The organism is Bradyrhizobium centrolobii (genome assembly GCF_001641635.1).
Taxonomy (GTDB): domain Bacteria; phylum Pseudomonadota; class Alphaproteobacteria; order Rhizobiales; family Xanthobacteraceae; genus Bradyrhizobium; species Bradyrhizobium centrolobii.
Genome location: NZ_LUUB01000090.1, coordinates 18,085 through 42,198, shown reverse-complemented (window position 1 = coordinate 42,198; position 24,114 = coordinate 18,085). Strand labels below are relative to the sequence as shown.

25 protein-coding genes and 1 pseudogene are annotated in these 24,114 nt (G+C 64.3%); 18 read left to right on the top strand and 8 right to left on the bottom strand.

The window, feature by feature from the left end; translation table 11 throughout:
* Positions 1–675: a polyamine aminopropyltransferase gene (locus AYJ54_RS32390; protein ID WP_063705489.1), complete on the top strand. Its 675-nt coding sequence runs from the start codon at positions 1–3 to the stop codon at positions 673–675.
* Between the two features lie 46 nt (positions 676–721).
* Here the strand turns inward: AYJ54_RS32390 and AYJ54_RS32385 are convergent, their stop codons facing one another.
* Positions 722–1,186 carry a nuclear transport factor 2 family protein gene (locus AYJ54_RS32385; protein WP_063705805.1) on the bottom strand — a complete coding sequence of 155 codons (465 nt, stop codon included), beginning with the start codon at positions 1,184–1,186 and terminating at the stop codon, positions 722–724.
* Between the two features lie 131 nt (positions 1,187–1,317).
* Positions 1,318–2,238: an alpha/beta fold hydrolase gene (locus AYJ54_RS32380; protein ID WP_063705486.1), complete on the bottom strand. Its 921-nt coding sequence runs from the start codon at positions 2,236–2,238 to the stop codon at positions 1,318–1,320.
* Between the two features lie 169 nt (positions 2,239–2,407).
* Here AYJ54_RS32380 and AYJ54_RS32375 point away from each other — a divergent pair, with 169 nt between their 5' ends.
* The 16 genes and pseudogenes from AYJ54_RS32375 to AYJ54_RS32305 all read left to right on the top strand — a co-directional run bounded on the left by AYJ54_RS32375 (position 2,408) and on the right by AYJ54_RS32305 (position 16,653).
* Positions 2,408–2,788, top strand: a complete 381-nt coding sequence (locus AYJ54_RS32375; protein WP_063705804.1) for a hypothetical protein — start codon at positions 2,408–2,410, stop codon at positions 2,786–2,788.
* The gene (locus AYJ54_RS32370) at positions 2,785–3,867 is read left to right on the top strand and encodes an alpha/beta fold hydrolase (RefSeq protein ID WP_063705483.1); all 1,083 of its coding nucleotides are present in this window, start codon (positions 2,785–2,787) and stop codon (positions 3,865–3,867) included. The genes AYJ54_RS32375 and AYJ54_RS32370 overlap by 4 nt, the downstream gene beginning before the upstream one ends.
* Positions 3,864–4,457, top strand: a complete 594-nt coding sequence (locus tag AYJ54_RS32365; RefSeq protein ID WP_063705480.1) for a GNAT family N-acetyltransferase — start codon at positions 3,864–3,866, stop codon at positions 4,455–4,457. The genes AYJ54_RS32370 and AYJ54_RS32365 overlap by 4 nt, the downstream gene beginning before the upstream one ends.
* A 240-nt stretch (positions 4,458–4,697) precedes the next feature.
* On the top strand, positions 4,698–5,153 hold the full coding sequence (locus tag AYJ54_RS32360; protein ID WP_063705477.1) for a phasin: 456 nt from the start codon (positions 4,698–4,700) through the stop codon (positions 5,151–5,153).
* A gap of 162 nt (positions 5,154–5,315) precedes the next feature.
* Positions 5,316–6,602 carry a DUF445 domain-containing protein gene (locus AYJ54_RS32355; protein WP_063705474.1) on the top strand — a complete coding sequence of 429 codons (1,287 nt, stop codon included), beginning with the start codon at positions 5,316–5,318 and terminating at the stop codon, positions 6,600–6,602.
* A gap of 203 nt (positions 6,603–6,805) precedes the next feature.
* Positions 6,806–7,576, top strand: a complete 771-nt coding sequence (locus AYJ54_RS32350) for an esterase/lipase family protein (protein ID WP_063705471.1) — start codon at positions 6,806–6,808, stop codon at positions 7,574–7,576.
* 229 nt (positions 7,577–7,805) lie between these two features.
* Entirely contained in the window at positions 7,806–8,672 is an 867-nt protein-coding gene (gene paaX / locus AYJ54_RS32345; RefSeq protein WP_063705469.1) for a phenylacetic acid degradation operon negative regulatory protein PaaX, read from the top strand.
* Between the two features lie 76 nt (positions 8,673–8,748).
* Entirely contained in the window at positions 8,749–9,741 is a 993-nt protein-coding gene (gene paaA, locus AYJ54_RS32340) for a 1,2-phenylacetyl-CoA epoxidase subunit PaaA (protein WP_063705802.1), read from the top strand.
* A gap of 10 nt (positions 9,742–9,751) precedes the next feature.
* Positions 9,752–10,039 carry a 1,2-phenylacetyl-CoA epoxidase subunit PaaB gene (gene paaB / locus AYJ54_RS32335; protein WP_008136594.1) on the top strand — a complete coding sequence of 96 codons (288 nt, stop codon included), beginning with the start codon at positions 9,752–9,754 and terminating at the stop codon, positions 10,037–10,039.
* Positions 10,039–10,815, top strand: a complete 777-nt coding sequence (gene paaC, locus AYJ54_RS32330; protein WP_063705467.1) for a 1,2-phenylacetyl-CoA epoxidase subunit PaaC — start codon at positions 10,039–10,041, stop codon at positions 10,813–10,815. Before paaB ends, paaC begins: the two co-directional genes overlap by 1 nt.
* Positions 10,809–11,312, top strand: coding sequence for a 1,2-phenylacetyl-CoA epoxidase subunit PaaD (gene paaD / locus AYJ54_RS32325; RefSeq protein WP_063705465.1), 504 nt, complete (start codon positions 10,809–10,811; stop codon positions 11,310–11,312). Before paaC ends, paaD begins: the two co-directional genes overlap by 7 nt.
* A gap of 111 nt (positions 11,313–11,423) precedes the next feature.
* Complete coding sequence (gene paaE / locus AYJ54_RS32320) at positions 11,424–12,506, top strand: 1,2-phenylacetyl-CoA epoxidase subunit PaaE (RefSeq protein WP_063705463.1); 1,083 nt, start codon at positions 11,424–11,426, stop codon at positions 12,504–12,506.
* A gap of 55 nt (positions 12,507–12,561) precedes the next feature.
* Positions 12,562–13,008, top strand: a pseudogene (paaI, locus tag AYJ54_RS51545) (hydroxyphenylacetyl-CoA thioesterase PaaI); the annotation flags it as partial.
* A gap of 42 nt (positions 13,009–13,050) precedes the next feature.
* Positions 13,051–14,382 (top strand): phenylacetate--CoA ligase PaaK, encoded by a 1,332-nt coding sequence (gene paaK, locus AYJ54_RS32315; RefSeq protein WP_063705800.1) that lies wholly within the window; start codon positions 13,051–13,053, stop codon positions 14,380–14,382.
* 208 nt (positions 14,383–14,590) lie between these two features.
* Complete coding sequence (locus tag AYJ54_RS32310; RefSeq protein WP_063705799.1) at positions 14,591–15,592, top strand: quinone oxidoreductase family protein; 1,002 nt, start codon at positions 14,591–14,593, stop codon at positions 15,590–15,592.
* Between the two features lie 2 nt (positions 15,593–15,594).
* Positions 15,595–16,653 carry a YeeE/YedE family protein gene (locus tag AYJ54_RS32305; RefSeq protein WP_063705462.1) on the top strand — a complete coding sequence of 353 codons (1,059 nt, stop codon included), beginning with the start codon at positions 15,595–15,597 and terminating at the stop codon, positions 16,651–16,653.
* Here AYJ54_RS32305 and AYJ54_RS32300 read toward each other — a convergent pair.
* The gene (locus AYJ54_RS32300; RefSeq protein WP_063705797.1) at positions 16,632–17,549 is read right to left on the bottom strand and encodes a DMT family transporter; all 918 of its coding nucleotides are present in this window, start codon (positions 17,547–17,549) and stop codon (positions 16,632–16,634) included. The genes AYJ54_RS32305 and AYJ54_RS32300 overlap by 22 nt on opposite strands.
* A 100-nt stretch (positions 17,550–17,649) precedes the next feature.
* On the opposite strand from AYJ54_RS32300, the gene pdxR reads away from it, so the two are divergent.
* Positions 17,650–19,080 (top strand): MocR-like pyridoxine biosynthesis transcription factor PdxR, encoded by a 1,431-nt coding sequence (gene pdxR, locus AYJ54_RS32295; protein WP_201724290.1) that lies wholly within the window; start codon positions 17,650–17,652, stop codon positions 19,078–19,080.
* Between the two features lie 11 nt (positions 19,081–19,091).
* On the opposite strand, the gene AYJ54_RS32290 is transcribed toward pdxR, so the two are convergent.
* Genes AYJ54_RS32290 through AYJ54_RS32270 form a run of 5 tightly spaced genes read right to left on the bottom strand, consistent with a single transcriptional unit; the run spans position 19,092 to position 23,852 of the window.
* On the bottom strand, positions 19,092–20,315 hold the full coding sequence (locus tag AYJ54_RS32290) for a bifunctional alpha/beta hydrolase/OsmC family protein (RefSeq protein WP_063705458.1): 1,224 nt from the start codon (positions 20,313–20,315) through the stop codon (positions 19,092–19,094).
* Between the two features lie 26 nt (positions 20,316–20,341).
* Positions 20,342–21,007: a sulfite oxidase-like oxidoreductase gene (locus AYJ54_RS32285; protein ID WP_063705455.1), complete on the bottom strand. Its 666-nt coding sequence runs from the start codon at positions 21,005–21,007 to the stop codon at positions 20,342–20,344.
* A gap of 3 nt (positions 21,008–21,010) precedes the next feature.
* Complete coding sequence (locus AYJ54_RS32280; protein WP_063705452.1) at positions 21,011–22,333, bottom strand: MFS transporter; 1,323 nt, start codon at positions 22,331–22,333, stop codon at positions 21,011–21,013.
* A 32-nt stretch (positions 22,334–22,365) separates the two neighbouring features.
* Positions 22,366–23,586 carry a cytochrome P450 gene (locus AYJ54_RS32275; protein WP_063705449.1) on the bottom strand — a complete coding sequence of 407 codons (1,221 nt, stop codon included), beginning with the start codon at positions 23,584–23,586 and terminating at the stop codon, positions 22,366–22,368.
* A gap of 56 nt (positions 23,587–23,642) precedes the next feature.
* Entirely contained in the window at positions 23,643–23,852 is a 210-nt protein-coding gene (locus AYJ54_RS32270) for a ferredoxin (protein WP_027550318.1), read from the bottom strand.
* Positions 23,853–24,114 lie beyond the last annotated feature (262 nt).

Here is a 24,114-nt window from a genome sequence, read left to right as displayed (position 1 = left end):
ATGATTCCCTGGGAAAAAATCGATAACGCTCCGATCCCCGGCTCCGATGGCGAGCTTCGCCTGATGCGCCGCGGCAAGGAGTTTTCCATCATGCTCGGCACCAACGAGCTGATGAACAGCCGCCTGTCGGGCTCCGAGGCCGCGCTCGCCACGCTCGCAGCCAAGCAGATCGAGAAGGTCGCCAAGCCAGTTATCCTCATCGGCGGTCTGGGCATGGGCTTCACGCTGCGTGCGGCGCTCGCTGTGCTCGGAAGCAAGGCGCAGATCGTAGTGGCCGAACTGGTCCCTGCGGTGGTGGCATGGGCGCGAGGTCCGATGGCCGAGATTTTCGGCGACAGTCTCAGTGACCCCCGCGTTGATATACGTGAAGTGGATGTTGCGCAGTTGATCGAACGACATCCGCTCAGGTTCGATGCGATCCTGCTTGACGTCGATAATGGTCCGGAAGGCCTCACCCGCAAGGCCAATGACGCCTTGTACGATGACGCCGGGTTGAGAATAGCCCACACCGCGCTGCGGCGGGGCGGGGTGCTCGCAATCTGGTCGTCCGGGCGGCATCCGAAATTTTCACGCCGTCTTCGTGCCGCGGGCTTCGAGGTCAACGAAGTCAACATCCGCGCCACCGGAAAAGGTGGTGGCGCGCGCCATGTGATCTGGATTGCGCGGAAGAGTTAGGCCGCCTTCACCGCCGCGCCATTCGCGCCACCCACCATCCTATCCTTCAGAACATCGTGTTGTTGTTGGCAGGATTGTCGGGAATGGCCTGAACGACGTCCCAGTGCTCGACGATCTTGCCGTTCTCCAGCTTGAAGATATCGACAATCGCATTGCCTTTGGTGCCGGGCACGCGAACCGCGTTAACGTGCAGAATGACATAGTCGCCGTCCACGAACGTGCGCTTGATCTCGCTGTGCGAGTTCGGAAATTTCTCGCGCAGGAAGCCGATGAATTTTCGGAAACCGTCCGGGCCGTCGGCGGCATTTGGATTGTGCTGGACGTAGCGATCGCCGACATAGGCGAGAGCAGCATCGGCGTCCTTTTGATTGAGACCCTTCTCGTAGAAGGCGAGCACGGTGTTGCGATTGGCTTCCTCTTGCGCGTCACCGGCAGTCGCGCTGCCGCTTGCGACGGACAGCATGAGGATTGAAGCGGCGATCATCGCGCCTGGCCGGAAGATGAAATGCATGGTGAACTCCAAGAGGCCGCAGCCTCTGTCTCTTGCGATTAAGGGAGGCCTGTATAGCTTTCGCCCCGGCGTGCGGTAAGAGAGTATCCGCCAGCTCACATAGTCACCGCGAGGAGACCGGTCACGTCGTCCTACGCCGCCTTCGCCGCCGCGCCATGCGCATGCTTGTCGATGGCGTCGATGATCTCAGGCCAAAATCGCATCGGCAGCGCGTGGCCCATGCCGTCGATCATCAGGAGCTTTGCGCCAGGGATCGACGCCGCCGTGTCCTTGCCGCCTTCGGGCCGCACCAGCGGATCGACGGTGCCGTGGATCACCAGCGCCGGCGTCTTGACGCCGTACAGCCGCTCCTTGCGGCTTCCGGAGGCGAGCACTGCGCGGAGTTGCCGGCCGACACCGGCAGGATTGAGCCCGCGCGCGAACACGCGCTCGGCGCGGCCAGGATCGAGCGCCTCTTCTTCGGGAAAGGAACCGGCGCGCAACACCTTCCAGGTCTGGCCGAAGCGGACGATGAACTCCTCCTTGCTACGCGGCGGCGGCGCCATCAGCATTGCGGCGGCCTCCCGGGTTGGCGGCGGCACGCGCGGATTGCCCGTGGTCGACATGATCGAGGTGAGCGAGCGCACGCGCTGCGGAAATGACAGCGTGGCTTCCTGGGCGATCATGCCGCCCATGGAGGCGCCGACCAGATGCGCCGACTTGATGCCGAGCGCGTCCATCAGGCCGACTGTGTCCTTTGCCATGTCGATCAGCCTGTAGGTCGCGGCCACGGGAATCTTCAGGAAGCGCAGCTTCAAGAGTTCGAACGGCGTCAGCCGCTTGCCGCCGCTCAGATGGCTGGACTTGCCGATGTCGCGATTGTCGAAGCGGATCACGCGAAAGTCGCGCGCGGCGAGCTGCTCGCAGAACCCGTCATCCCAGTGGATCATCTGGGCGCCCAGCCCCATGATCAGCAGCAGAGGCTCGGCGTTGTCGTTGCCGAAAATCTCGTAGCAGATGTCGATGCCGTTGGCGCGGACGGTCTGCGGCGGCTGATGGGCGGAGGCATTCACGGGCGTGTTCCTCTTGCTGTGAGCAAGCGTTGTATCGCACGGTTCGTCGCTGCAAAGAAGCCGTGCGCGCGACACCAGGTCGCCGCTTACCCGTTGACCGGCTCGTCGCAACGGTGTGGTATGGCGGGAAAAGAAGGGCGCAAAAGCCCTCGTGACCTGGAGGACGCCGATGACCGACAAGATCAACGATCCGGTCGCCTTGTGGCAAAAGATGATTGGCGAGATGGAGAAAGGCTTCAACTCGTTTGCCACCAAGGCGATGGAGACACCCGAATTCTCGCAGGCCATGAACCGGGCCGGCGGTGTTGCTGCAGGTGCTCAGAAGCAGTTCGGCGATCTCATGGAGAAATACCTTCTCTCGATGAACCTGCCGAGCCGCGAGCAGATGACCGGCATCGCTGAGCGCCTGCAATCCATCGAAGGGCAGCTCGGCGAGATCAAGTCGATGCTGAGCCAGATGTCGGCCGCTTCGAGCGGCTCGCAGATCGGTGCCGCGCCGCGACCGCCGCGGACCAAGCGTCCGCCCTCTGAAGGCGGAGGGCAAAAATGAACGCGCCGACGGGACCTGATTTTGCAGAGATCCCGGAGCGCATCCAGTCCGAGGTGCAGCGCGCCATCATGCGCAGCATCAAGGGCGTCGAATATTTCTCGACCTCCGGTCCGACGCTCGGCTCGACGCCGAAGGACGTGCTGCATTCGCGCGGCACGATGAGCCTCTATCACTATCGTCCGATGTCGGACGAGATCTACCGCGTGCCTGTGCTGATCGTGATGGCGACCACCAACCGCGGCTACATCCTCGACCTCGTGCCGGGCCAGAGTTTCATCGAGTTCCTGCTCAAGCGCGGCTACGATGTCTACATGCTGGACTGGACCGCGCCGCGGCCGGAGGAGAAGAACCTTCGGATGGAGGACTATGTCCTCGATTTCATCCCGGATTGCGTTCGCCGCGTGCAGCTGGATTCGGGCGAAAAGGACGTTTCCGTCGTCGGCTATTGCTTCGGTGCAGTGCTGTCGCTGCTCTACGGCTCGATCGTCAATGACGGGCCGATGAAGAACCTGATCTGCTTTACGACGCCGATAGATTTCCGCGAGATGAAGCTGTTCTCCAACTTCGCCGACCGCCGCTATTTCGATGTCGATCGCCTCGTCGACAGCGTCGGCAACGTGCCGCCGGAGATGATCCTGTCGTCGTTCGAGATGCTGCGCCCGGCCTCGCGTACCGTGAGCCAGATCCAGCTCTGGGAAAACATCTGGAACGACGAATTCGTGAAGTCCTACCGGATGTTCGACCGCTGGGCGACCGACACGCTGCCGCTGGCCGGCGAATATTTCCGCGCCATCACCAAGGACCTGATGTGGGACAACAGGCTGTTCAACGACACCATGTCGGTCGGCGGTCGCGCGGCGAAGCTGGAGAACATCAAGGTGCCGATCCTGCATGCGGTCGCCGAGTATGACCACATCGTGCCCTATGACGCCGCAAAGCACCTGATCGAGAAAATCGGATCCGAGGACAAGGAGGAGGTGATGCTGAAGGGCGGTCACGTCTCCCTCGTCGCCGGCGCCAATGCGGTCAAGCGGCTGTGGCCGAAACTGGACTCCTGGCTGGGGAAGAGATCGACATGAGTGAGCAGCGTTCCTATCCGCGTCACGTCAAGACGGATGCCGGCGATATTGAGTTCCGCCTAATGTCGCGGGCGGACGCGCCTGCGGTGCTCGCCTTCGGAAAGGCGTTGCCGACGCATGACCTGTTGTTCCTGCCGCGCAACATCAGCGAGCCGAAGGTGCTCTCGGCCTGGGTCAAGGAGATCGAGCGTGGCGCGATCACGAGCCTGCTCGCAGTGAAGGACGGCAAGGTCGTCGGCTGCGGCACCCTGGTGCGCGATCCGCACTCCTGGTCGCCCCATGTCGGAGAGATCCGCATGGTGGTCTCGCTCGACGTGCGCGGGAAGGGGGTCGGTCGGGCGCTCTCGCAGGAGACCTTTGCGCTCGCGCTCGGCGCCGGCCTCGAGAAGCTTTCCGTCCAGATGACGGTCGACCAGCAGGCGGCGATCGCGCTGTTCGAAAGCCTCGGCTTCAAGGCTGAGGCGTTGCTGCGCGACCATGTCCGCGACGTCGACGGCAAGACCCATGATATCGTCGTGCTCGGGCACAACATCGCGCAGGTTCAGGCACAGATGGAGGCCTACGGGCTGCCAGGCGCCGTCCAGCACTAACAGAGTGCCGTCCAGCACTAAGAGAGCGCCGACCAGCACCAGACTGCCTCCGGCACTGGTTCCCGGAAATGGCTGGGGAAGCATCACGATGCCTCCCATTAAGGCTGCTCATGATTTCGTGATATCGCACTGCAATATGAATATTGCATCGCACAATTAACTATGCCATATAAGCCGTGCCCCGGGCCAATCCGGACGGGGTGAGCCCATAGCTCAGACAATTGAGGATGGAGAGACCCCATGACCACTGAAACGAACGCCGCTTTCGAGGGCTTCAAGGACGCGTTCAAGAACATCCAGAACCTGGAAGTTCCTGAGGCTGCCCGCGAGTTCGTCAAGAAGACTGCCAACACTGCCAAGGACCGTGCTGCCGAGGTTTTCGCTGGCTCCGAGCGGGTGACCGCCGCCATCGAGAACGCGGTGACCGAATCCGTCACCGAGGCCGGCAAGATCAGCCGCAACATTCAGCAGGCCATCTATGAGGACGCCGAGGCGTTCTTCTCCGGCATCGACAAGCTCGCGTCGGCCAAGTCGATCAGCGAAGCCGTCGAGATCCAGTCCGGTCTGCTCCGTGCCCGCGGCGAAGTGCTCGTCTCGCGCGCCAAGGCGACCTCCGACTATCTCGGCAAGCTCGCCGCCAACGGCGCGAAGGCCGCGCAGGACAATTTCGCCAAGGTCTACACCAAGACCGCGTGATTTGTGCATTGAGTTGAGAAACTGAATTTTTAAGGCCCGCTTCGGCGGGCCTTTTTTTGCCGCTCCCGTCACTGCGAAGCGACGAAGCAATCCAGGGCCTTTCCGCGGAACGATTCTGGATTGCTTCGCTTCGCTCGCAATGACGGGTACTGTGGTGTCACAATGAAGACAGTCGGCACCTTTTCCTTCGATGCCCCGGGCGATGCCGAACGCGCGGCTGAGCTGCGCCGCGTCAAGGCGCTGGCGACGCTGGTGCTGGCCTCGACGCTTCTCTTGTTCGTGGCCGCAAAGTCGCTATTGAACGTGCATCCGGTGTTCGGCTTCATCGCCGCGTTCGCGGAAGCCGCGACAATCGGCGGGCTTGCCGACTGGTATGCCGTGGTCGCGCTGTTCAAGCGGCCGCTCGGCCTGCCGATCCCGCACACCGCGATCATCCAGAGCAACCAGGCCCGCATCGCCGACAAGCTCGGCGAATTCATCCAGGTGCATTTCCTCGAGGCTGGTCCGGTCGAGGCCAAGCTGAAGGAGATTGATTTCGGCTCCTTCGTCGCGGACTGGCTGCGCGACCGCAAGCGCAGCGACGATCTCGCACGCTTTGCGCTGCGCCTGTTGCCAGAGGCCTTCTCGGCGACGGAAAGCTCCGGTCTGATGACCTTCATCATCCGCCGCTTGTCCTCGCAATTGCAGGCGATCGACCTCGCGCCACTTGCCGCCGGCACGCTGCGCGGCTTTGTCGCGGAGGGACGACACCAGGTGCTGTTCGACGATCTCCTGCGCGTGATGCACGATACGCTGACGCAGAAGGAGACCATGGCGATGATCCGCGAGAAGGTGCGCGCGGAGCTGCCGACCCTGCTCAGGCTCTATCGCGCCGACAAGTTCCTGGTGAACAAGATTGTGGCGTCTGCGACCGCCTTCTTCAACGAGGTGCGCAGCGATCCCAAACATCCGTTCCGCGGCGAGTTCAACCGGATGGTGCTGACCTTCGTCGATCGACTCGGCACCGACCAGACCTATATCGATCGCATCGACGGGCTGAAACGCGATCTGCTGGCGCGCCCCGAGCTCGCCGACCTCGCGCGCACGGTGTGGGCCAACACGCGCGCCTTCATCGAGCGCAGCGCGAGCGGCGAGACACAGGTGCTTCAGCACCATCTCGCCGGCATGTTCGTCGCCGCCGGCGAAGCGCTTGCCGGCGATTCCGAGCTGCGCGCCGAGATCAACAAGGGCCTGGTGACGGTGCTGCGCAGCTTCGTCGCCGACCAGAAGAGCGGCGTCTCGACCTTCATCTCCGACCAGGTCAAGGCGTGGAATATGACGCAGCTGATTTCGCTGATCGAAATCAACATTGGCCGCGACCTGCAATACATCCGCTTCAACGGCTCGCTGATCGGCGGCCTCGCCGGGCTCGCCCTCTACACCGCGGAATTCCTGCTGCGATTGTTGTGACTTTCGCGTCACGCCCGTTAGCATTAACGCGCGGACCTATTGTCGCCTGCCGCCTCTCCCGCTTGAATGTCAGGAACCGGCCGCCTAGCTGGTTCATGTTGCGCTGCGGAACGTTCAAGAAGCCGGCGTACTGGAATTCACGTCCATTTTGCCGGCGTGTCGGCAGGCGTTCCTTCCAAGGATTCTTGCCAGGGGAAACATTGATGACCGCTACTGCCCAGACGCTGCGCCCGCCGTCCCGCACCCTGATGTTTCTGGAGGGACGTGCGATCCACGAGCTCGGCGCATTCCTCGGCGCGCTGCCGCTGCTCAGCCTCGCGCCGCGCGGTGACGGCCATCCGGTGCTGGTGCTGCCGGGCCTGGTTGCATCCGACGTCTCGACGCGCCCGCTGCGCGCCTTCCTGAAGAGCAAGGGCTATGCCGTCAGCGGCTGGCGCCAGGGTCGTAACTACGGCCTGCGTCCCGGCGTGCAGCATGCCATGGTCGATCTCGTCGAGGAGCTGAGCGACACCCACGGCCGCAAGATCAGCCTGGTCGGCTGGAGCCTCGGCGGCCTCTATGCGCGGCAACTTGCCAAGATGATGCCGGAACGCGTGCGCCAGGTGATCACGCTCGGCAGCCCGTTCGCGGGCGATCCACGTTCGACCAATGCCTGGCGCGTCTACGAATGGGCGAGCGGCCGCAAGGCCGACGAAGTCGACCCGCGCTTCGGCGGCGAACTCGCCGTCCCGCCGCCGGTGCCGACCACCGCCATCTTCAGTCGCACCGACGGCGTCTGCGCCTGGCAGGGCTGCATGGAGAAGTCGTCTGCGCAGACCGAGAGCATCGAGGTCGAGAGCAGCCATTGCGGCATGGGTCACCATCCCGCCGTCGTCTACGCGGTGGCCGATCGCCTCGCGCAGAAGGAAGGCGGGTGGCAACCGTTCGACCGCAGCGGCTGGCGCAGCCTGGCCTATCCCGATCCGCATCGGTGATTGCTTTCTTCGCCTCTCCCCGCTTGCGGGAAGAGGCCGGATTGCATCGAAGATGCAATCCGGGTGAGGGGGAGTCCGTCTGTCACCAAATTTGCGGATGCAGCCCCTCACCCCAACCCTCTCAGCGCGAGCGAAGCTCGTCGCGACCTCGTAAGAACGGGGAGAGGGCGAATAGGCCGCGTCGCCCGTCCATTGTCCCGCCCGCACCAAACGCGCTATGCCATGCCCCATGGCGCATCCGCTTTCCCGCATCATCGATCAGCTCAAGCGCGAGCCGTCGCGCACTGGCTCCATCGTCATCACCGTGTTCGGCGACGCCATCGTGCCGCGCGGCGGCTCGGTGTGGCTCGGCACGCTGCTCGAATTCTTCGAAGGTCTCGACATTGACAGCGGCGTAGTGCGCACCGCGATGTCGCGGCTTGCGGCTGACGGCTGGCTGACGCGCGAAAAGGTCGGCCGCAACAGCTTCTATCGACTCGCCGAAAAAGGCCGCCAGACTTTTGAGGCCGCGACGCGCCACATCTACGATCCGCCGCCGTCGGACTGGACCGGACGCTTCGAGCTGCTGCTGATCGGCAATGGCGAAGACCGCGACGCCTCGCGCGAGGCGCTGCGCAATGCTGGCTTCGGCAGCCCGCTCCCGGGCGTATGGGTCGCTCCGTCAGGCGTGCCCGTGCCTGAGGAAGCTACCGGCGCCATTCGCCTCGAGGTCTCCGCCGAGGATGACAGCGGACGCCGATTGCTCAGCGCGAGTTGGCCGCTCGATCGCACGGCTGACGCCTATCTCAAATTCATGAGGATGTTCGAGCCGCTGCACGCCGCGTTTCGCCGCGGCACGGATTTGTCCGATGCCGACGCCTTCACCGCGCGCATCCTGCTGATCCACTACTATCGCCGCGTCGTGCTGCGCGATCCGCTGCTGCCGGACAGCCTGCTGCCGACGGATTGGCCGGGCAGGGCCGCCCGCGAGCTCTGCGGCGAGATCTACCGCGCGCTGCTCCTCCCGTCTGAACAATGGCTTGATAGCCATGGAACCAATGAGAAAGGGCCGCTCCCGGCCGCGCGGAAGCTGCTCGCGCTGCGGTTCGGCGTCTGATTTTTATGTTACAGAAATATCTTGCATGATCTGATTTTTGTTATATATTGCCTCCCAATCAAACGGGAGGATGCGCATGTATACGCAGGCGCTGAACACGGGCGAGGCCGACGATCGCGGCCTTGAGGACGCGGCAAGGGCTGCGCAATTCCAGGCTCGCGTCGATGCCGAGGAGCGCATCGAGCCGAACGACTGGATGCCGGCGGCCTATCGCAAGACGCTCACCCGGCAGATCTCCCAGCACGCCCATTCCGAAATCGTCGGCATGCTGCCCGAAGGCAACTGGATCACCCGCGCACCGACACTGCGCCGCAAGGCCGCGCTACTGGCAAAAGTGCAGGACGAGTGCGGCCACGGGCTCTATCTCTACGCCGCGGCGGAGACGCTCGGGTCCTCGCGCGAGGAACTGGTCGACGCCATGCTCGCAGGCAAGGCGAAATACTCCTCCATCTTCAACTATCCGACGCTGACCTGGGCGGACATCGGCACCATTGGCTGGCTGGTCGACGGCGCCGCGATCATGAACCAGATTCCGCTGTGCCGCTGCTCCTATGGCCCTTACGCGCGCGCGATGATCCGCGTCTGCAAGGAAGAGTCCTTCCACCAGCGCCAGGGCTACGAGATCATGCTGACGCTGTGCCGCGGCTCCGAGGAGCAGAAGGCGATGGCGCAGGACGCGCTGAACCGCTGGTGGTGGCCGGTGCTGATGATGTTCGGCCCGCCGGACGGCGTCAGCCAGCATAGCGACACCTCGACGAAGTGGAAGATCAAGCGCTTCTCCAATGACGAGCTGCGCCAGAAGTTCGTCGATGCCACCGTGCCGCAGGCGCAATATCTCGGCCTCACGATTCCCGATCCCGGCATGACCCAGGACGCCGACGGCCACTGGCGCTACAGCGAGATTGACTGGACCGAATTCAAGCAGGTGCTCGCCGGCAACGGCCCGTGCAACCGCGACCGCATCGCCGCGCGCCGCAAGGCGCACGACGAGGGTGCCTGGGTGCGCGAGGCTGCCGCCGCTTATGCCGCGAAGCGCCAGCATCGTCAGACCGCCCAAGCTGCGGAGTAGGGAGATCACGATGGCCACGCCGAACACGCCGCTGTGGGAAGTCTTCATTCGCAGCCGCAACGGGCTCGCGCACAAGCATGTCGGCTCGCTGCACGCGAGCGACGCCACCATGGCCTTGCAGGCCGCGCGCGATATCTACACTCGCCGCGGCGAGGGCCTCTCGATCTGGGTCGTGCCGTCGACCGCGATCACCGCGAGCGATCCTGCCGAGAAGGGCATGATGTTCGAGCCGGCGGAATCGAAGATCTACCGGCACCCGACGTTTTACGAAGTGCCTGAAGAGGTGGGGCACATGTGATGCCCGTCGCCAACATCCAGATCTCCGAAACGCCGCTGGTGCTTTATACACTGCGCCGCGCCGACGATGCGCTGATCCTCGGCCATCGGCTGCCGGAATGGTGCGGGCATGCGCCGATGCTGGAAGAGGACATGGCGCTCTCCAACATTGCGCTCGATCTCATCGGCCAGGCGCGCGAGCTCTACAGCTACGCGGCCAAGGTCGAAGGTAGGGACAACGACGAGGACAAGTTCGCCTACCTGCGCGACGTCAGGCAGTACCGCAACCTGCTGCTGGTCGAGCAGCCGAACGGCGACTTCGCCCAGACGCTGGTGCGGCAGTTCTTCTATTCCGCCTTTGCCGATCTTTACTGGCGCGCGATGATGGGTTCGCGCGATGCGACGCTGGCTGCGATTGCGGCCAAGTCGGAGAAGGAGAGTGCGTATCATCTGCGCCATTCCTCGGAATGGATCATCCGGCTCGGTGACGGCACGGAAGAGAGCCATGCCCGCGCGCAAGGGGCGGTCGATCACCTCTGGGCCTTCACCGGCGAGATGTTTGCCGTCGACGACAGCGAGCGCGGCCTGATCGATGCCGGCGCCGCCGTCGATCCGGCCAGCCTGCGAGATCGCTGGCTGAAGACGGTGACCGGCGTCATCAGCGAGGCGACGCTCACATTGCCGCAAAACAACTGGATGCAGCAGGGCGGCCGCGCGGGTCGGCACAGCGAGCATCTCGGCCATCTCCTCAGCGAGCTGCAGTCGATGCAGCGCACCTTCCCGGGGCTGACATGGTGACCGCGCTCGACAGCGACACCGAGTTGCGCCGGCGCGCCTGGGATGCGGCGGCGAGCGTGGTCGATCCGGAAATTCCGGTGCTGACCATCGCCGATCTCGGCGTGCTGCGCGACGTCGCGCTTAATGGCACTGAGATCGAAATTTCGATCACCCCGACCTATTCGGGCTGCCCTGCCATGAACATGATCGCGCTGGAAATCGAACTTGCGCTGGAACGCGCCGGTTTCCATCGCCCAAAGGTGCGCACCGTGCTGTCGCCGGCCTGGACCACAGACTGGATGAGCGAGGAGGGGCGCCGCAAGCTGCGCGCCTATGGCATCGCGCCGCCGCAAGCCTCCAGCTCTCGCCGCGCGCTGTTCGGCGAACAGGCGGTCGCGTGCCCGCAGTGCGGCTCCGGCGAGACCGAGCTGCTGTCCGAATTCGGCTCGACCTCCTGCAAGGCGCTGTGGCGCTGCAAGGCCTGCCGCGAACCGTTTGATTACTTCAAGTGTCATTGAGAAGTACGATGCCGGCCCAATCGTCATTGCGAGCGCAGGGAAGCAATCCAGACTATCTCCGCGGAGGGATGCTCGCAATGACGACGGAGAGCCGAACTTAGAGTGTACATCATGTCTGCAGCTGCGCCCCGTTTCCACCGCCTGGCCGTCAACGACCTACGCCGCGAAGCGTCGGACGCCGTATCAATGACCTTCATCATTCCGGGCGAACTCGCGAGCGATTATGCGTTCACGCCCGGCCAATACCTCACGCTCCGTACCACCCTCGACGGCGAGGAGGTGCGTCGCTCCTATTCGATCTGCTCTGGTCCCGACGACGGCGAGATCCGCATCGCCGTGAAGAAGGTCGACGGCGGCGCATTCTCGAACTGGGCCGCCGACGAGTTGAAATGCGGCGACGAGCTCGACGTGATGACGCCGACCGGCCGCTTCGGCGCGATCCCGCCGGCCGACACGGCGCGCATCCATGTCGGCTTCGCGGCCGGCTCCGGCATCACGCCAATCCTCTCGATCATCAAGGGCGTGCTGGCGCGCGAGCCGAACAGCCGCTTCTTCCTGTTCTACGGCAACCGTGCGACCGACAACATCATGTTCCTCGAGGCGCTCGAGGAGCTCAAGGACCGCTTCATCGATCGGCTCTCGATCTTCCACGTTATCTCGGGCGAGGAGCAGGACATCCCGATCCTGCACGGCCGGCTCGACGGGGAGAAGGTGAGGGTGCTGCTGCGCTCCCTGGTGCCGGCTGCAAGCGTCGATCATGTCTTTATCTGCGGTCCCCTGGGCATGAGCGAGGAGATCGAGGCGACCTGCCGCGATCTCGGCGTCGCCGAGGACGACATCCATGTCGAACGCTTCGTCTCCGAATTCGGCGGCAAGCCGCGGCCGAAGAAGATCGTTGCGGCGGACGCGCCGCCGAAGGCGATCGCCTCGCTGATCATCGATGGCAAGCGCCGCGATGTTCCTGTCGCCGAAGACGAGGCCATCCTCGATGCTGCGCTGCGCGCCGGCGTCGACCTGCCCTTCGCCTGCAAGGGCGGCATGTGCTCCACTTGCCGTGCCAAGCTGATCGAAGGCGAGGCGCCGATGGACATCAACTATTCGCTGGAGCCCTGGGAGCTGAAGGCGGGCTTCGTTCTGACCTGCCAGGCGAAGCCGTCGTCGGCGCGTGTCGTGGTCGATTACGACCACGTTTGACAGTTCTCGCCAAGCAGCAGAACATCATGGGAAAACGTCCAGCCGGGAGGTGTGCGTGAACGTCAAAGCAGCCCTGTCGCCCGAAGACGTGGCCCGCGCCTGCGCCGATGCGATGTGGGCGGAGGACGATGCCTCGAAGGGCCTCGGCATGGAGATCGTCGAGATCGGTCCCGGCTTTGCGACGCTTGCGATGACGGTGCGGCCCGACATGGTCAACGGTCAGCGCATCGCGCATGGCGGCTTCATCTTCACGCTGGCCGACTCGGCCTTCGCGTTTGCCTGCAACTCGCACAATGAGCGTGTGGTTGCGGCGCAAGGGCAGATCACCTTCATCAAGCCCGGAAAGCTCGGCGATCGGCTCATTGCGAAGGCGCGCGAGGTCACCCGTGGCGGCCGCTCCGGCATCTATGACGTGCGCGTCACCGCCGGTGATACCGTCATCGCGGAATTCCGCGGGCATTCGCGTGTCATTCCCGGCACGTGGCTGCCGACGCAAGATCAAAGACCAACAAACAAAAGAACAACCCAATGCGGGGAAACGAGGATGGCTCTGACGAGGCTCACGGAAGGTGGCAACACCTATAGTCCGGAGATGGACGCGCATGAGCGCGCATCACGCGACGAGATCACGGCGCTGCAGACGCAGCGCCTGGCCTGGTCGCTGAAACACGCCTACGACAACGTCGCGCATTACCGTAGAGCCTTCGACAAGGCTGGCGTGCATCCGTCCGACTTTCGACAGCTATCCGATCTCGCAAAGTTTCCCTTCACGGTGAAGACGGACCTGCGCGACAACTATCCTTTCAACATGTTTGCTGTGCCGCGCGAAAAGCTGGTGCGTGTGCATGCCTCCTCGGGCACGACGGGCAAGCCGATCGTGGTGGGTTATACGCAGCGCGACATCGACACCTGGTCAGAGGTGATGGCGCGCTCGATCCGCGCCGCCGGCGGCCGCACCGGCATGATCATCCACAACGCCTATGGCTACGGTCTCTTCACCGGCGGGTTGGGCGTGCACTACGGCGCGGAAAAGCTCGGATGTACGGTGGTACCGATCTCGGGCGGCATGACCGAACGGCAGGTGCAGCTGATCAACGACTTCCGCCCCGACATCATCACGGTGACGCCGAGCTACATGCTGGCGATCCTCGATGAGTTCAAGCGGCAAAAACTCGATCCGCGGCAATGCTCGCTCAAGGTTGGCATTTTCGGCGCCGAGCCCTGGACCAATGCCATGCGCGGCGAGATCGAAGATGCCTTCGATATGGATGCAACCGACATCTATGGCCTGTCCGAGGTGATCGGCCCCGGCGTTGCGCAGGAATGCATCGAGACCAAGGACGGCCTGCACATCTGGGAGGATCATTTCTATCCCGAGGTGATCGATCCCGAGACCGGCGCGGTTCTGCCGGACGGCGCGAAGGGCGAACTGGTCTTCACCTCGCTCACCAAGGAAGCCTTTCCGGTGATCCGCTATCGCACCCGCGACCTGACGCGGCTGCTGCCGGGTACGGCGCGTCCCGGCATGCGGCGCATGGAGAAGGTGACGGGGCGCTCGGACGACATGATCATTCTGCGCGGTGTCAACCTGTTCCCGACCCAGATCGAGGAGGTGCTGCTCGCGACCGACTGGTGTGGCGGCCACTTCATCCTGGAGCTGACCCGCGAGGGTCGCATGGACGAGTTGACCATCATCGCCGAGGCGCGGCCCGAAAGCTGGGACGGCCGCGGGCTCCTCGACCATGCCGACCGCATCTCGACCCACATCAAGAATACCATTGGCGTTACGGCGAAGGTGCAGGCGGTGGCGCCGGCCACGCTGGAACGCTCGCTTGGCAAGGCCAAGCGGGTCTACGACAAGCGGCCGAAGGATTGACGGTCCATCCCCTCGTGGTGAGGAGGCGCGTGAGCGCCGTCTAGCGGACGATGCTTCGCATCGCCGCGAGAACCATGAAGGCCCCGGATGCCGCAGTGGGCGCACTCTTCGAGACGCCGCTTCCGCGGCTCCTCAAGATGAGGAGCGGCAGGTTGACTTGGGTCCCGACAGGGGCGACAAGGCCCGCGAGAAAATCGTGGGTTTTTCGATGTCAGCCGATCCCAAAGCCGTCGAAGCGCGTTGCGTGCGCCTAAATGCCAGGGCTGAGAACGCAGCGGCCATCGCGCCGGCTGTCGAGCGTCATACGCTGGCCCGTGGTGCCAATGACGTCCTGATCGAGGTGAAGGCCGCGGCCGTCAACCCGTCTGACGTGAAGGCCGCAACCGGGCTGATGCCCTATGCCGTGTTCCCGCGCACACCCGGCCGCGACTATGCCGGGGTGGTGATCGATGGTCCGGCCGGAGCCGCCGGCCGCGAGGTGTTCGGCTCCTCCGGCGACCTCGGCATCCGCCGCGACGGTACCCATGCCAGCCATCTCATCGTCGAGGCCGATGCGGTGGTGGAAAAGCCGAAGACGGTGTCATGGGAGGAGGCGGCCGGCATCGGCGTGCCCTTCGTCACCGCCATGGAGGGCTTTCGTCGCGCGGGCGTGCCGAAGAGCGGCGAGACCGTGCTGGTGTTCGGCGTCAACGGCAAGGTCGGGCAGGCCGCGGTGCAGATCGCGACCTGGCAGGGCGGGCGCGTCATCGGCGTAGTGCGCAAGGCAGAGGTCTATGAAGGCCACAGCAACGCGCCCATCGAGGTGATCGACGCCTCCGCCATCGACGTCGCGGCGCGCGTGCGCGATGTGACGGGCGGCAAGGGCGCCGATATCGTCTTCAACACGGTCGGTGATCCCTATTTCCAGGCCGCCCACAAGTCGCTGGCGCTCCGTGGTCGCCAGATTCTGATCGCCGCGATCGACCGCATCGTGCAATTCAATATCCTCGAGTTCTATCGTGGCCAGCACACCTATGTCGGCATCGACACGCTCGGCCTGTCCTCGGTGGCAACCGGCGCGGTGCTGCGCGATCTCGGCCCCGGTTTTGCGAGCGGTCACCTGAAGCCGTTCCCGATCAGGGCGAATGCGATCTATCCGCTGGAACGCGCCAGGGAGGCGTATACGGCCGTCGCCGGCTCTTCGCGGGATCGCGTGATTCTGAAGCCGTGACCATGGAGACAACCGCTCAACTCGTCATCCTTGCCGGCCTCGCCATCGGCCTGATCTACGGCGCCGTCGGCCTGCTCAGCGGCTTCTGCCTGATGAGCAGCATGCGAGGGTGGCTGGCGGAGGGGGACGGGCGGCTGGTGCGCACCTATGCGCTGGCGATCGCGGTGGCGATTGCCGCGAGCCAGATCCTTGCCGTCGGCGGCACGGTCGATCTCGGCAAGTCGATCTATCTGCAACAGACGTTTTCGGCGCCGGTGCTGTTCCTCGGCGGCCTTCTGTTCGGCTACGGCATGGTGCTGTCGAACGGCTGCGGCTCGCGGGCGCTGGTGCTGCTCGGCCGGGGCAATCTCCGCTCGTTCGTCGTCGTGATCGTGCTTGCCGTCGCCGCGCAGATGACGCTCAAGGGCCTGATCGCGCCGGCGCGCATCGCGCTCGTTCAGGCCTCGCAGGGCACAGTGAACGCGAACTCGCTGCCGTCCCTGCTGGCGACGCTCGGCCTCGGCGAAGCCGTCTCGCGCACGCTGGCTGCCGCGGCAATCGTCGTTGCCCTGATCCTCTTTGCATTCGTCCACGCCGGTTTCCGGCGATCGCCGGGACAGATCGCGGCCGGCATCATCGTCGGTCTCCTCGTTGCCGGCGGCTGGTTCGTCACCGGCTATCTCGGCGCTGATGACTTCAACCCGGTCCCGGTGACCTCGCTCACCTTCATCGCACCGATCGCGGACGCGTTGCAATACGCCATGCTCTCGACCGGCCTGACGTTGAACTTCGGCATCGCGACGGTCGCCGGCGTGTTGGCCGGTAGCTTGGTCACGGCGCTTGCCACGGGCCGCTTCAAGCTCGAGGGCTATTCCTCGCCGCGCCACATGCTGCGCTCAGGCAGCGGCGCGGCGCTGATGGGCATCGGTGGCGTGATGGCGTTCGGCTGCTCGATCGGGCAGGGGCTCACCGGCATGTCCACCCTTGCGCTGGCGTCATTCGTTGCGGTTGCCGGCATCCTGCTCGGCACCACCGCAGGCCTGCGCGGCGGGCTGCGCGTTCAACCTCTCGCGGTGGCCTGAGCGCGCAACGGCCGGTCGACCAGCGTCGCGAGGCCGATGCCGGCGACGATCAGCGCGGCCGCGACGGCAAGACTGATGTCGATGGGCTCACCCAGCAGAATCGCGGCGCTGGCGATGCCGACGATAGGTGTCGCCGTGGTGCCGAGCGACGTGGTCAAGGCCGAGATGCTCTTGTTGACCATCGACATCGCCCAATAGGCCAGCGCCGTTCCGATCAGGCCCGAATACAGGAACAGCCACACGAGCCGCCACGACCACTCGGCGTGTGGCAGGCCGTCCGTGATCGTCGCGGTGACCGACAACACCATCGTTGCCACGAGCACCTGCCAGATCAGGAGCTGCAGCGGGGACGCGATCCAGCGATGCGAGCGAAGATAGATGATGTTCGCGGCCCAACAGATGGCGGCGAGAATGACCATGCCGGCGCCGAGCACGACGTTGGCGTTCGTCCAGTCGATCGAGGACGGGTTCAGGATCACGGCAAGGCCGGCCAGGCCCAGTAATGCGCCGCCGACCTTCGGCGCGGTCAACGTGTCCTTTCCGATTAGGGGTGCAGCGAGCGCGACCCAGAGCGGCGTCGTGTAGCCGAGCACGATCCCCTTACTGGCGGGGATGAAGCGCAGGCCCGCAGCCGCCAGCGTCGAGAACAGCGTCATGTGCAGCAGCGCCACGCTGAGGATCACGGGGACGTCGTGTCGCTCCGGTATGACGAGATTGTTGCTCGCACGCAGTATCACGAACAGGCCGATAAGCGCGATCCAGCTCCGGATCGCCGCGCTCCACAGCGGCGGAACGAACTGCACCAGCTGCTTCGTCACCGACCAGTTTACGCCCCAGGCGAGGACAACGATCAGGAACAGACCGATGGCCGCGCGGGGTGACAGGGAGGCGTTCATTGCAAGATCCTTGAAGCAGTCTTGCTCGGCAGATAGCATCCAGGCTGGCACCTGAAAAAGTGCCAGATTGGAAAGGACTAAGGTGCCAGTTTTCGCGGAAATGATCGCCGGACTGATCGAGCTGAAGCGATCCGACGACGAGGGGCTGGTGGCTCAGTTGACGAGCCAACTGCGACGCCTGATCGCGAGCGGTCGCATCAGCAAGGGAGGCGCGCTGCCGTCGAGCCGTCGGTTTGCGAGTGATCTCGGCGTCTCGCGCAACACCGTCACCTACGCGTTCGAGCAGCTTGCAGCCGAGGGATACCTTGAGGCGTCACGTGGCCGGCGTCCGGTGGTGACGATAGATGGCGGCGAACGCATCGAGCGGGCGGGTGCCACCACGTCGCGTCTTCGGCCCGGCAAGCCGCGGCTGTCTCCCTGGGCGTCGAAGCTCAAGCAGGCGGACTGGCCGATGTCTTATCTGGCTCCGCTGAGTCCATTGCGTCCGGGGCACGGCGATGCCCGAGAGTTTCCGAACGAGATCTGGGCGCGCTGTCTGCGCCGCAGCGCCGTGCGTGCAGCGAAACGCGAGCTCGGACCGGTCAACCGGCCGCATCTGCGCGAGGCGCTGGCGCAGTACCTCGGAGACAGCAGGGGCGTTCGTGCAGCGGCGGAGCAGATCATGATCCTGCCCAGCGCGCAGGCCGCGCTGACCTTGATTGCTGCCACCGTCATCACGCCCGGTGACGACGTCTGGGTCGAAGATCCCGGCTATTCGGGAGCTGCGGCCGCCTTCCGCGCATCCGGCGCGCGCGTGATTGGCGTGGGACTGGACGAGCAGGGTATGCAGCGCGTGGTCGGAACTGCAGCGCCAAAGCTTGTCTTCATGACGCCGTCGCACCAGCATCCGACCGGGCGATTAATGTCGCTTGCCCGTCGCACCGACTTTCTCGCCGCAAGCCGGCCGGGACGGACCTGGATCGTGGAAGACGATTACGACGGCGAATTCCACTATGACAGCCGGCCGGTGCCGTCCTTGCAGGGACTAGATGCCCACGGCCGCGTGTTCTACGTCGGCACCTTTTCGAAGGCGATGACCTCCGACATCCGGCTCGGATACCTCGTCGCGCCGCCGGCCCTGCGTGACACGCTGGAGATCGCGCAGCGGCACATGGGGCTGATCGCAGCCAGCCACATCCAGGAGGCGCTGGCCGAATTCATCGGCGACGGGCACTTTCGCGCGCATCTCCGCCGGATGCGCCGCCTCTATCATGTGCGCCGCGATCATCTCGTCGGTGAGATGGAACGCCGTCTGGGCGGCGTTCTCGAGGTCGAGGTGCCGTCGGGCGGCATCCAGCTCGTTGCGCGTCTGACGCGCGGCAGCGCAGATCGGGTGGCGGTCAAACGGCTGGTCGCCGCCGGAATCGAGACGCGAGCCTTGTCGAGCCTGTCGCTCGACCGGCCGCGCGATCACGGCTTGCTGCTTGGCTTCGCCGCGTGGCGCGAGAGCGAGATCAGCGCGGCCGTGCGGACGATGGCGTCCTGCTTCTAGCGCGGTCGTCTTCAGTCCGCCGCCCTGGTCACGATCCGGATCTCCGAGGTCAGCGTCCGGTGAACCGGACACTTGTCGGCGATCTCCATCAGCTTCTTGCGCTGCTCAGCGTCGAGCGCGCCCTCCATTGCGATCACGCGATCGATCTGGTCGAGCATGCCTTCGCGCGTCTCACACTCCGCGCAATCCTTTGCATAGATCTTGGAATGTTTCAGCGTGACGGTGACGCGGTCGAGCGGCAGCGACTTGCGGTCGGCATAGAGGCGCATGGTCATGGAGGTGCAGGCGCCGAGGCCGGCGAGCAGGAAATCATAGGGCCCGGGGCCGGCATCCTCGCCTCCGGCGGCAACCGGCTCGTCCGCCACCAGGCGGTGCGGCCCGACGGAGATGAGCTGGTTGAACTTGCTCTTGCGCGTCTCCTGCACCACTACCTGGCGCGGCGCCTCGGCAAGACCCATCGCCTTCGCAGGCTTGGCCGTGTCGATGTAACGACTCGCCCAGGCAGTGATCACGTCAGCCGCATAGAGTGCGTCCGCCGGTTTCGTCAGCAGGTGGTCGGCGTGGTCGAGCGAGACGAAGCTCTTGGGGTGCTTCGCCGCGACGAAGATATTCGTCGCATTGTCGATCCCGACGGTATCGTCAACCGGCGAGTGCATCACCAGCAGCGCCTTGTGCAGGCCGGTGACGTTCTTCATCAGTTCGTGCTCGACGATATCATCGAGGAATTCGCGCTTGATCCGGAACGGGCGTCCCGCGAGCGACACTTCGACCTCGCCCTGCGTGCGGATCGCGTCGATGTGGTCCCTGAACAGGCCGGTGACGTGGGCGGGATCGGAGGGGGCGGCAATGGTTGCGACTGCTTTCGCCTCCGGAATCTTTCCGGCCGCCGCCAGGATCGCGGCACCGCCGAGGCTGTGCCCCATCAGGATCGACGGCGCTTTGTGGCTTTTGCGCAAGTGATCGGCCGCGTGGACGAGATCGGCGACGTTGGAGGAGAATGTCGAATTGGCAAAATCGCCTTCGCTAGAGCCGAGCCCGGTGAAGTCGAAGCGCAGCACCGCGATGCCCTTGGCGGCGAGTGCCACCGAGATGCGCTTGGCCGCCAGCGTATCCTTGCCGCAGGTGAAGCAATGCGCGAACAGCGCGTAGGCCGCCGGCTCGCCGTCCGGCAGATCCAGCGCGGCCGCAAGCTGATAGCCGCCTTCGCCCTGGAATTGAAAGCGTTCCGTAGCCATGGGCTTTCCCCCTGTTCTGGTGAACTCTAATCGCCCGAATAGCGCTGTTCGGCCCAGGGATCGCCGCGGTTATGATAACCGCGGACTTCCCAGAAGCCCGGCGCGTCCTCGGTCAGGAACTCGATGGCCTGGAGCCATTTGGCGCTCTTCCAGAAATAGAGATGCGGCACGACCAGCCGCACCGGGCCGCCGTGCTCGTCCGTCAGCGGTCGGCCCGACCAGCTATGGGCGAGCAGGGCGTCCTCCGCGGCAAAATCGTCCAGCGCGAGATTGGTGGTGTAGCCGTCATAGGAGTGCAGCACCACGAAGCGTGCGTCGTCGCGCGGCTGGCAGGCCGCGAGCAACTCGCGCGTGGCGAGCCCTTCCCATTCGTTGTCATAGCGTGACCAGGTCGTCACGCAGTGGATGTCGGAGGTGAACTGCGCCTGCTTCTGCGCCGCGAACTCCGCAAAGGTCCAGAACACAGGAGTCTCGACCGCGCCATAGACGTCGAGCCGCCAGCGCTCGCGCGAAACCGGCGGCACGACCCCGAGATCGAGCACCGGCCAGTCCTTGGTGAGGTGCTGGCCGGGCGGCAGCCGCCGGTCTTCCGTGCGCGTGATCCGGCCGGTGAGGAAACGGCCCTCGCGCGCCCATCTCTCCTTGGTGCGCGTCAGCTTGCTGTCGGGCGGCGGCTCGTTGTCGTCGGCCATGAGCTACTCGTGGCGATGCATCGCAGAAGCATGCTTGGTGTCGCGCATAGTAGCATAGATGATCAGCGAGATGCAGATGATGCCGCTGAGGTAGAAGTAGAACCATTCCTCATGCCAGATGCTCTTGAAATAGAGCGCGATCGCCGGTGCGGTGCCACCGAAGATCGAGACGGTGATCGCATAGGGCAGGCCGACGCCGAGGGCGCGGACATTGGTCGGGAACAGCTCAGCCTTGACCACTGCGTTGATTGAGGTGTAGCCGGCGACGAACAGCCAGGCGGCGCAGATCAGGATGAACGCCATGAACGGCGACTTGGTCTCCTTTAGCGCCATCAGCAGCGGCACGGTCGCGAGCGTGCCGGCGACACCGAAGAAAATCAGCAGCGGCTTGCGGCCGATTTTGTCGGAGATCGCGCCATAGATCGGCTGCAGGATGGTCGCGAAGATCAGCGTGCCGAAGATCACGAAGGTGGTCTGGTCCTCAGTCAGCCCCACCGAGAGCTTGACGAAGGTCTGCATGTAGGTGGTGAAGGTGTAGAACGCCGCGGTGCCGCCGGCGGTCAGGCCCATCACGAGCAGCAGCTCGCGCGGATATTTCAGCAGGTTGGTGATCGAGCCGGTGGGCTTCACCACCCTCTTGGCTTCCTCGAACGCTTCGGTCTCATGCAGGCCGCGCCGCATCACCGCGGCAAAGATCGCGAGCATCGCGCCGATCGCGAACGGGATGCGCCAGCCCCAGGCCTTCAGCTCGTCCGGCGTGAGGAAGACCTTTTGCAGCAGCAGCAGCACGATGATCGCGGTGAGCTGGCCGCCGATCAGGGTGACGTACTGAAAGCTCGAATAAAAGCCGCGACGCCTGGGATCGGCGACTTCGCTCAGATAAGTCGCGCTGGCGCCGTATTCGCCGCCAAGGCTCAGGCCCTCGATCACGCGGGCCAGCGCCAGGATCACCGGCGCGGCGAAGCCGATCGTGGCGTAGGTCGGCGTCAGTGCGATGATCAGCGAGCCGAAGCACATGAAGACGACCGACAGCGTCAGCGACAGGCGCCGGCCGAAATGGTCGGCGAGATAGCCGAAGAACCAGCCGCCGAGCGGGCGCATCAGAAAGGTCGCCGCGAACACGACGGCGGCGTTCAACTGCTGGACGACGGGATCGTTGCCGGGGAAGAAGGCCGGGGCGAAATACAGAGCGAACGCCGTATAGGCGTAAAAGTCATACCATTCGACGAGATTGCCGATCGAGCCGATGAAGATCGCCTTGATCCGCCGCTCGGCGTCGGCGACGTCAAAATGCTCGGAGGCCGGTCTGATTGCTTGGTCTGTCATATCCGGCCTCTCCGCTTTGCTTTTGGAGGGGCCTACATCGCCTTTCCAAGCAGAAATGGCAACTGGCGGGGGCCTCTCACCGTGCCCTGCGACCAGGTCACGGACCCCGCCGGGTCGAGCCGGAAGTCAGGAATTCGCTTCAGCCATTCCTCCAGCGCAACCTGCATCTCCATCCGCGCGAGGTTGGAACCGACGCAGCGGTGGATGCCAAGGCCGAAGGCCGCATGGCGGTTTTCCCGCCGGTCGATCACGACTTTGTCAGCGTCCGGGAACATCTTGGGATCGCGGTTGGCGGCCGGGAAGGACAGCAGCACCATGTTGCCCGGCTTGACCGGGCAGCCCGAGACTGTGGTCTCCTTGACCACCTCGCGCGCCATCGTCACCGGGGAATAGGCGCGCAGGAATTCTTCGACAGCCGTCGGCACCAACTCCGGCTCGGCGACCAGGCGCTCGCGGTCGGCTGGCGTGCGGGCGAGGTGCCAGAGCGAGGAGCCGATCGCGCTCCAGGTGGTGTCGATGCCGGCGATCAGCAGCAGGCGCAGCGAGCCCAGCACGTGTGGTTCCTCCAGCGGCTGGCCGTCCTTGCCCCTGGCATTCATCAGATAGGAGATCAGATCATCGGTCGGGTTTTTCCTGCGCTCCTCGATGTGCGTCCTGAAATAGTCGCTCATCTCGTGGACCGCCTGGAGCAGCAGGTTCTCGTCCTTGATGCCGAGCTCCAGGATCATGTGGATCCAGTTGATGAAGAGGTCACTGTCGCTTTCGGGAATGCCGAGCATATGGGCGATCGCGCGCACCGGGATGTGCTTGGTGTAGCGCGCTGCCGCGTCCACCTGCTTCTCGGCGATGAAGCCGTCGATCAGCTCGTTGCAGATGGCGCGAACCCGCGGCTCGAGCTTCTTCATCGCGTCCGGCGTGAACGGCGGCAGCAGCAATTGCTTGGCCGGCTTGTGCACCGGCGGATCAGAGGTGATCGGCGGCGCGGCGTTCTGGGTCACCTCGGGCCGCGCGTCGCGGACGATGATGCGGCGCGAGGAGAAATGCTCGGGATCGTTGGCGATCTCGCGCACGGCCTCATAGGTGGTCGGCAGATAGCAGCCGAGAAAGCGCTTGGTGTGCACGACCGGGCTTGCGGCGCGCAGCTCGTTCCAGATAGGAAAGGGATCCTCCGTCCACTGCGGATCGGTGTGATCGAAATCGTTGAGCCAGTCGGTGACGGGCGGATGGGCGGCAGGTTGGCTGACGTCGGACATCTCAGGGAATCCTCACGCTGGTGTTCGCTGAAGGCACGCGCGGCACGAAATGCGCGCTATTCCTCGATTACGTCGATCGCGATTTCCGGACAGTTGGATTTGGCAAGCCAGGCCTTGTCTTCCAGGCCAGCCGGAACGGTGCCGTCGCCGGCCTCATGGGCGTTGCCGTATTCGTCGAGCTCGAACAGTTCCGGCGCCAGCGCCTTGCAGCGCGCGTGGCCCTGGCATTTGTCGGGATCGACGTGAACCTTGAGTCGCTCTGCCATCGGCGTCCTCGGTTGTGTGCGCGGGCCTCGATGGCCCAACGCGTTTCCTCATGTTCGATGTAATCGGCGGCATTCGCCGCTAATATAAGTTATAGTATATTACATTCGCGCGGCGCTTCCCCTGTCAAGCGCAAACTTATAGGTGGACAGTCCAGCGTTTGCTGCGAAAGCGTCACCAAATGGTACGAAAGTTTCCAAACCATACTAGCTGAGCAGTTCGCGGGCCATGAGCGAACCAAGGCGGCCTTAGTCGCGTATGGCT

What these genes read in the sequence shown, in the direction of transcription:
- AYJ54_RS32300 (WP_063705797.1), bottom strand. Translation starts at nt 17,549, where the DNA reads ATGAACGCCTCCCTGTCACCCCGCGCGGCCATCGGTCTGTTCCTGATC.
- AYJ54_RS32350 (WP_063705471.1), top strand. Translation starts at nt 6,806, where the DNA reads ATGACCGCTACTGCCCAGACGCTGCGCCCGCCGTCCCGCACCCTGATG.
- AYJ54_RS32305 (WP_063705462.1), top strand. Translation starts at nt 15,595, where the DNA reads ATGGAGACAACCGCTCAACTCGTCATCCTTGCCGGCCTCGCCATCGGC.
- AYJ54_RS32390 (WP_063705489.1), top strand. Translation starts at nt 1, where the DNA reads ATGATTCCCTGGGAAAAAATCGATAACGCTCCGATCCCCGGCTCCGAT.
- paaD (WP_063705465.1), top strand. Translation starts at nt 10,809, where the DNA reads ATGGTGACCGCGCTCGACAGCGACACCGAGTTGCGCCGGCGCGCCTGG.
- AYJ54_RS32310 (WP_063705799.1), top strand. Translation starts at nt 14,591, where the DNA reads ATGTCAGCCGATCCCAAAGCCGTCGAAGCGCGTTGCGTGCGCCTAAAT.
- paaK (WP_063705800.1), top strand. Translation starts at nt 13,051, where the DNA reads ATGGCTCTGACGAGGCTCACGGAAGGTGGCAACACCTATAGTCCGGAG.
- AYJ54_RS32355 (WP_063705474.1), top strand. Translation starts at nt 5,316, where the DNA reads ATGAAGACAGTCGGCACCTTTTCCTTCGATGCCCCGGGCGATGCCGAA.
- pdxR (WP_201724290.1), top strand. Translation starts at nt 17,650, where the DNA reads ATGATCGCCGGACTGATCGAGCTGAAGCGATCCGACGACGAGGGGCTG.
- AYJ54_RS32360 (WP_063705477.1), top strand. Translation starts at nt 4,698, where the DNA reads ATGACCACTGAAACGAACGCCGCTTTCGAGGGCTTCAAGGACGCGTTC.
- paaX (WP_063705469.1), top strand. Translation starts at nt 7,806, where the DNA reads ATGGCGCATCCGCTTTCCCGCATCATCGATCAGCTCAAGCGCGAGCCG.
- AYJ54_RS32270 (WP_027550318.1), bottom strand. Translation starts at nt 23,852, where the DNA reads ATGGCAGAGCGACTCAAGGTTCACGTCGATCCCGACAAATGCCAGGGC.
- AYJ54_RS32375 (WP_063705804.1), top strand. Translation starts at nt 2,408, where the DNA reads ATGACCGACAAGATCAACGATCCGGTCGCCTTGTGGCAAAAGATGATT.
- AYJ54_RS32275 (WP_063705449.1), bottom strand. Translation starts at nt 23,586, where the DNA reads ATGTCCGACGTCAGCCAACCTGCCGCCCATCCGCCCGTCACCGACTGG.
- AYJ54_RS32365 (WP_063705480.1), top strand. Translation starts at nt 3,864, where the DNA reads ATGAGTGAGCAGCGTTCCTATCCGCGTCACGTCAAGACGGATGCCGGC.
- AYJ54_RS32285 (WP_063705455.1), bottom strand. Translation starts at nt 21,007, where the DNA reads ATGGCCGACGACAACGAGCCGCCGCCCGACAGCAAGCTGACGCGCACC.
- AYJ54_RS32290 (WP_063705458.1), bottom strand. Translation starts at nt 20,315, where the DNA reads ATGGCTACGGAACGCTTTCAATTCCAGGGCGAAGGCGGCTATCAGCTT.
- paaA (WP_063705802.1), top strand. Translation starts at nt 8,749, where the DNA reads ATGTATACGCAGGCGCTGAACACGGGCGAGGCCGACGATCGCGGCCTT.
- paaC (WP_063705467.1), top strand. Translation starts at nt 10,039, where the DNA reads ATGCCCGTCGCCAACATCCAGATCTCCGAAACGCCGCTGGTGCTTTAT.
- AYJ54_RS32385 (WP_063705805.1), bottom strand. Translation starts at nt 1,186, where the DNA reads ATGCATTTCATCTTCCGGCCAGGCGCGATGATCGCCGCTTCAATCCTC.
- AYJ54_RS32280 (WP_063705452.1), bottom strand. Translation starts at nt 22,333, where the DNA reads ATGACAGACCAAGCAATCAGACCGGCCTCCGAGCATTTTGACGTCGCC.
- paaB (WP_008136594.1), top strand. Translation starts at nt 9,752, where the DNA reads ATGGCCACGCCGAACACGCCGCTGTGGGAAGTCTTCATTCGCAGCCGC.
- paaE (WP_063705463.1), top strand. Translation starts at nt 11,424, where the DNA reads ATGTCTGCAGCTGCGCCCCGTTTCCACCGCCTGGCCGTCAACGACCTA.
- AYJ54_RS32370 (WP_063705483.1), top strand. Translation starts at nt 2,785, where the DNA reads ATGAACGCGCCGACGGGACCTGATTTTGCAGAGATCCCGGAGCGCATC.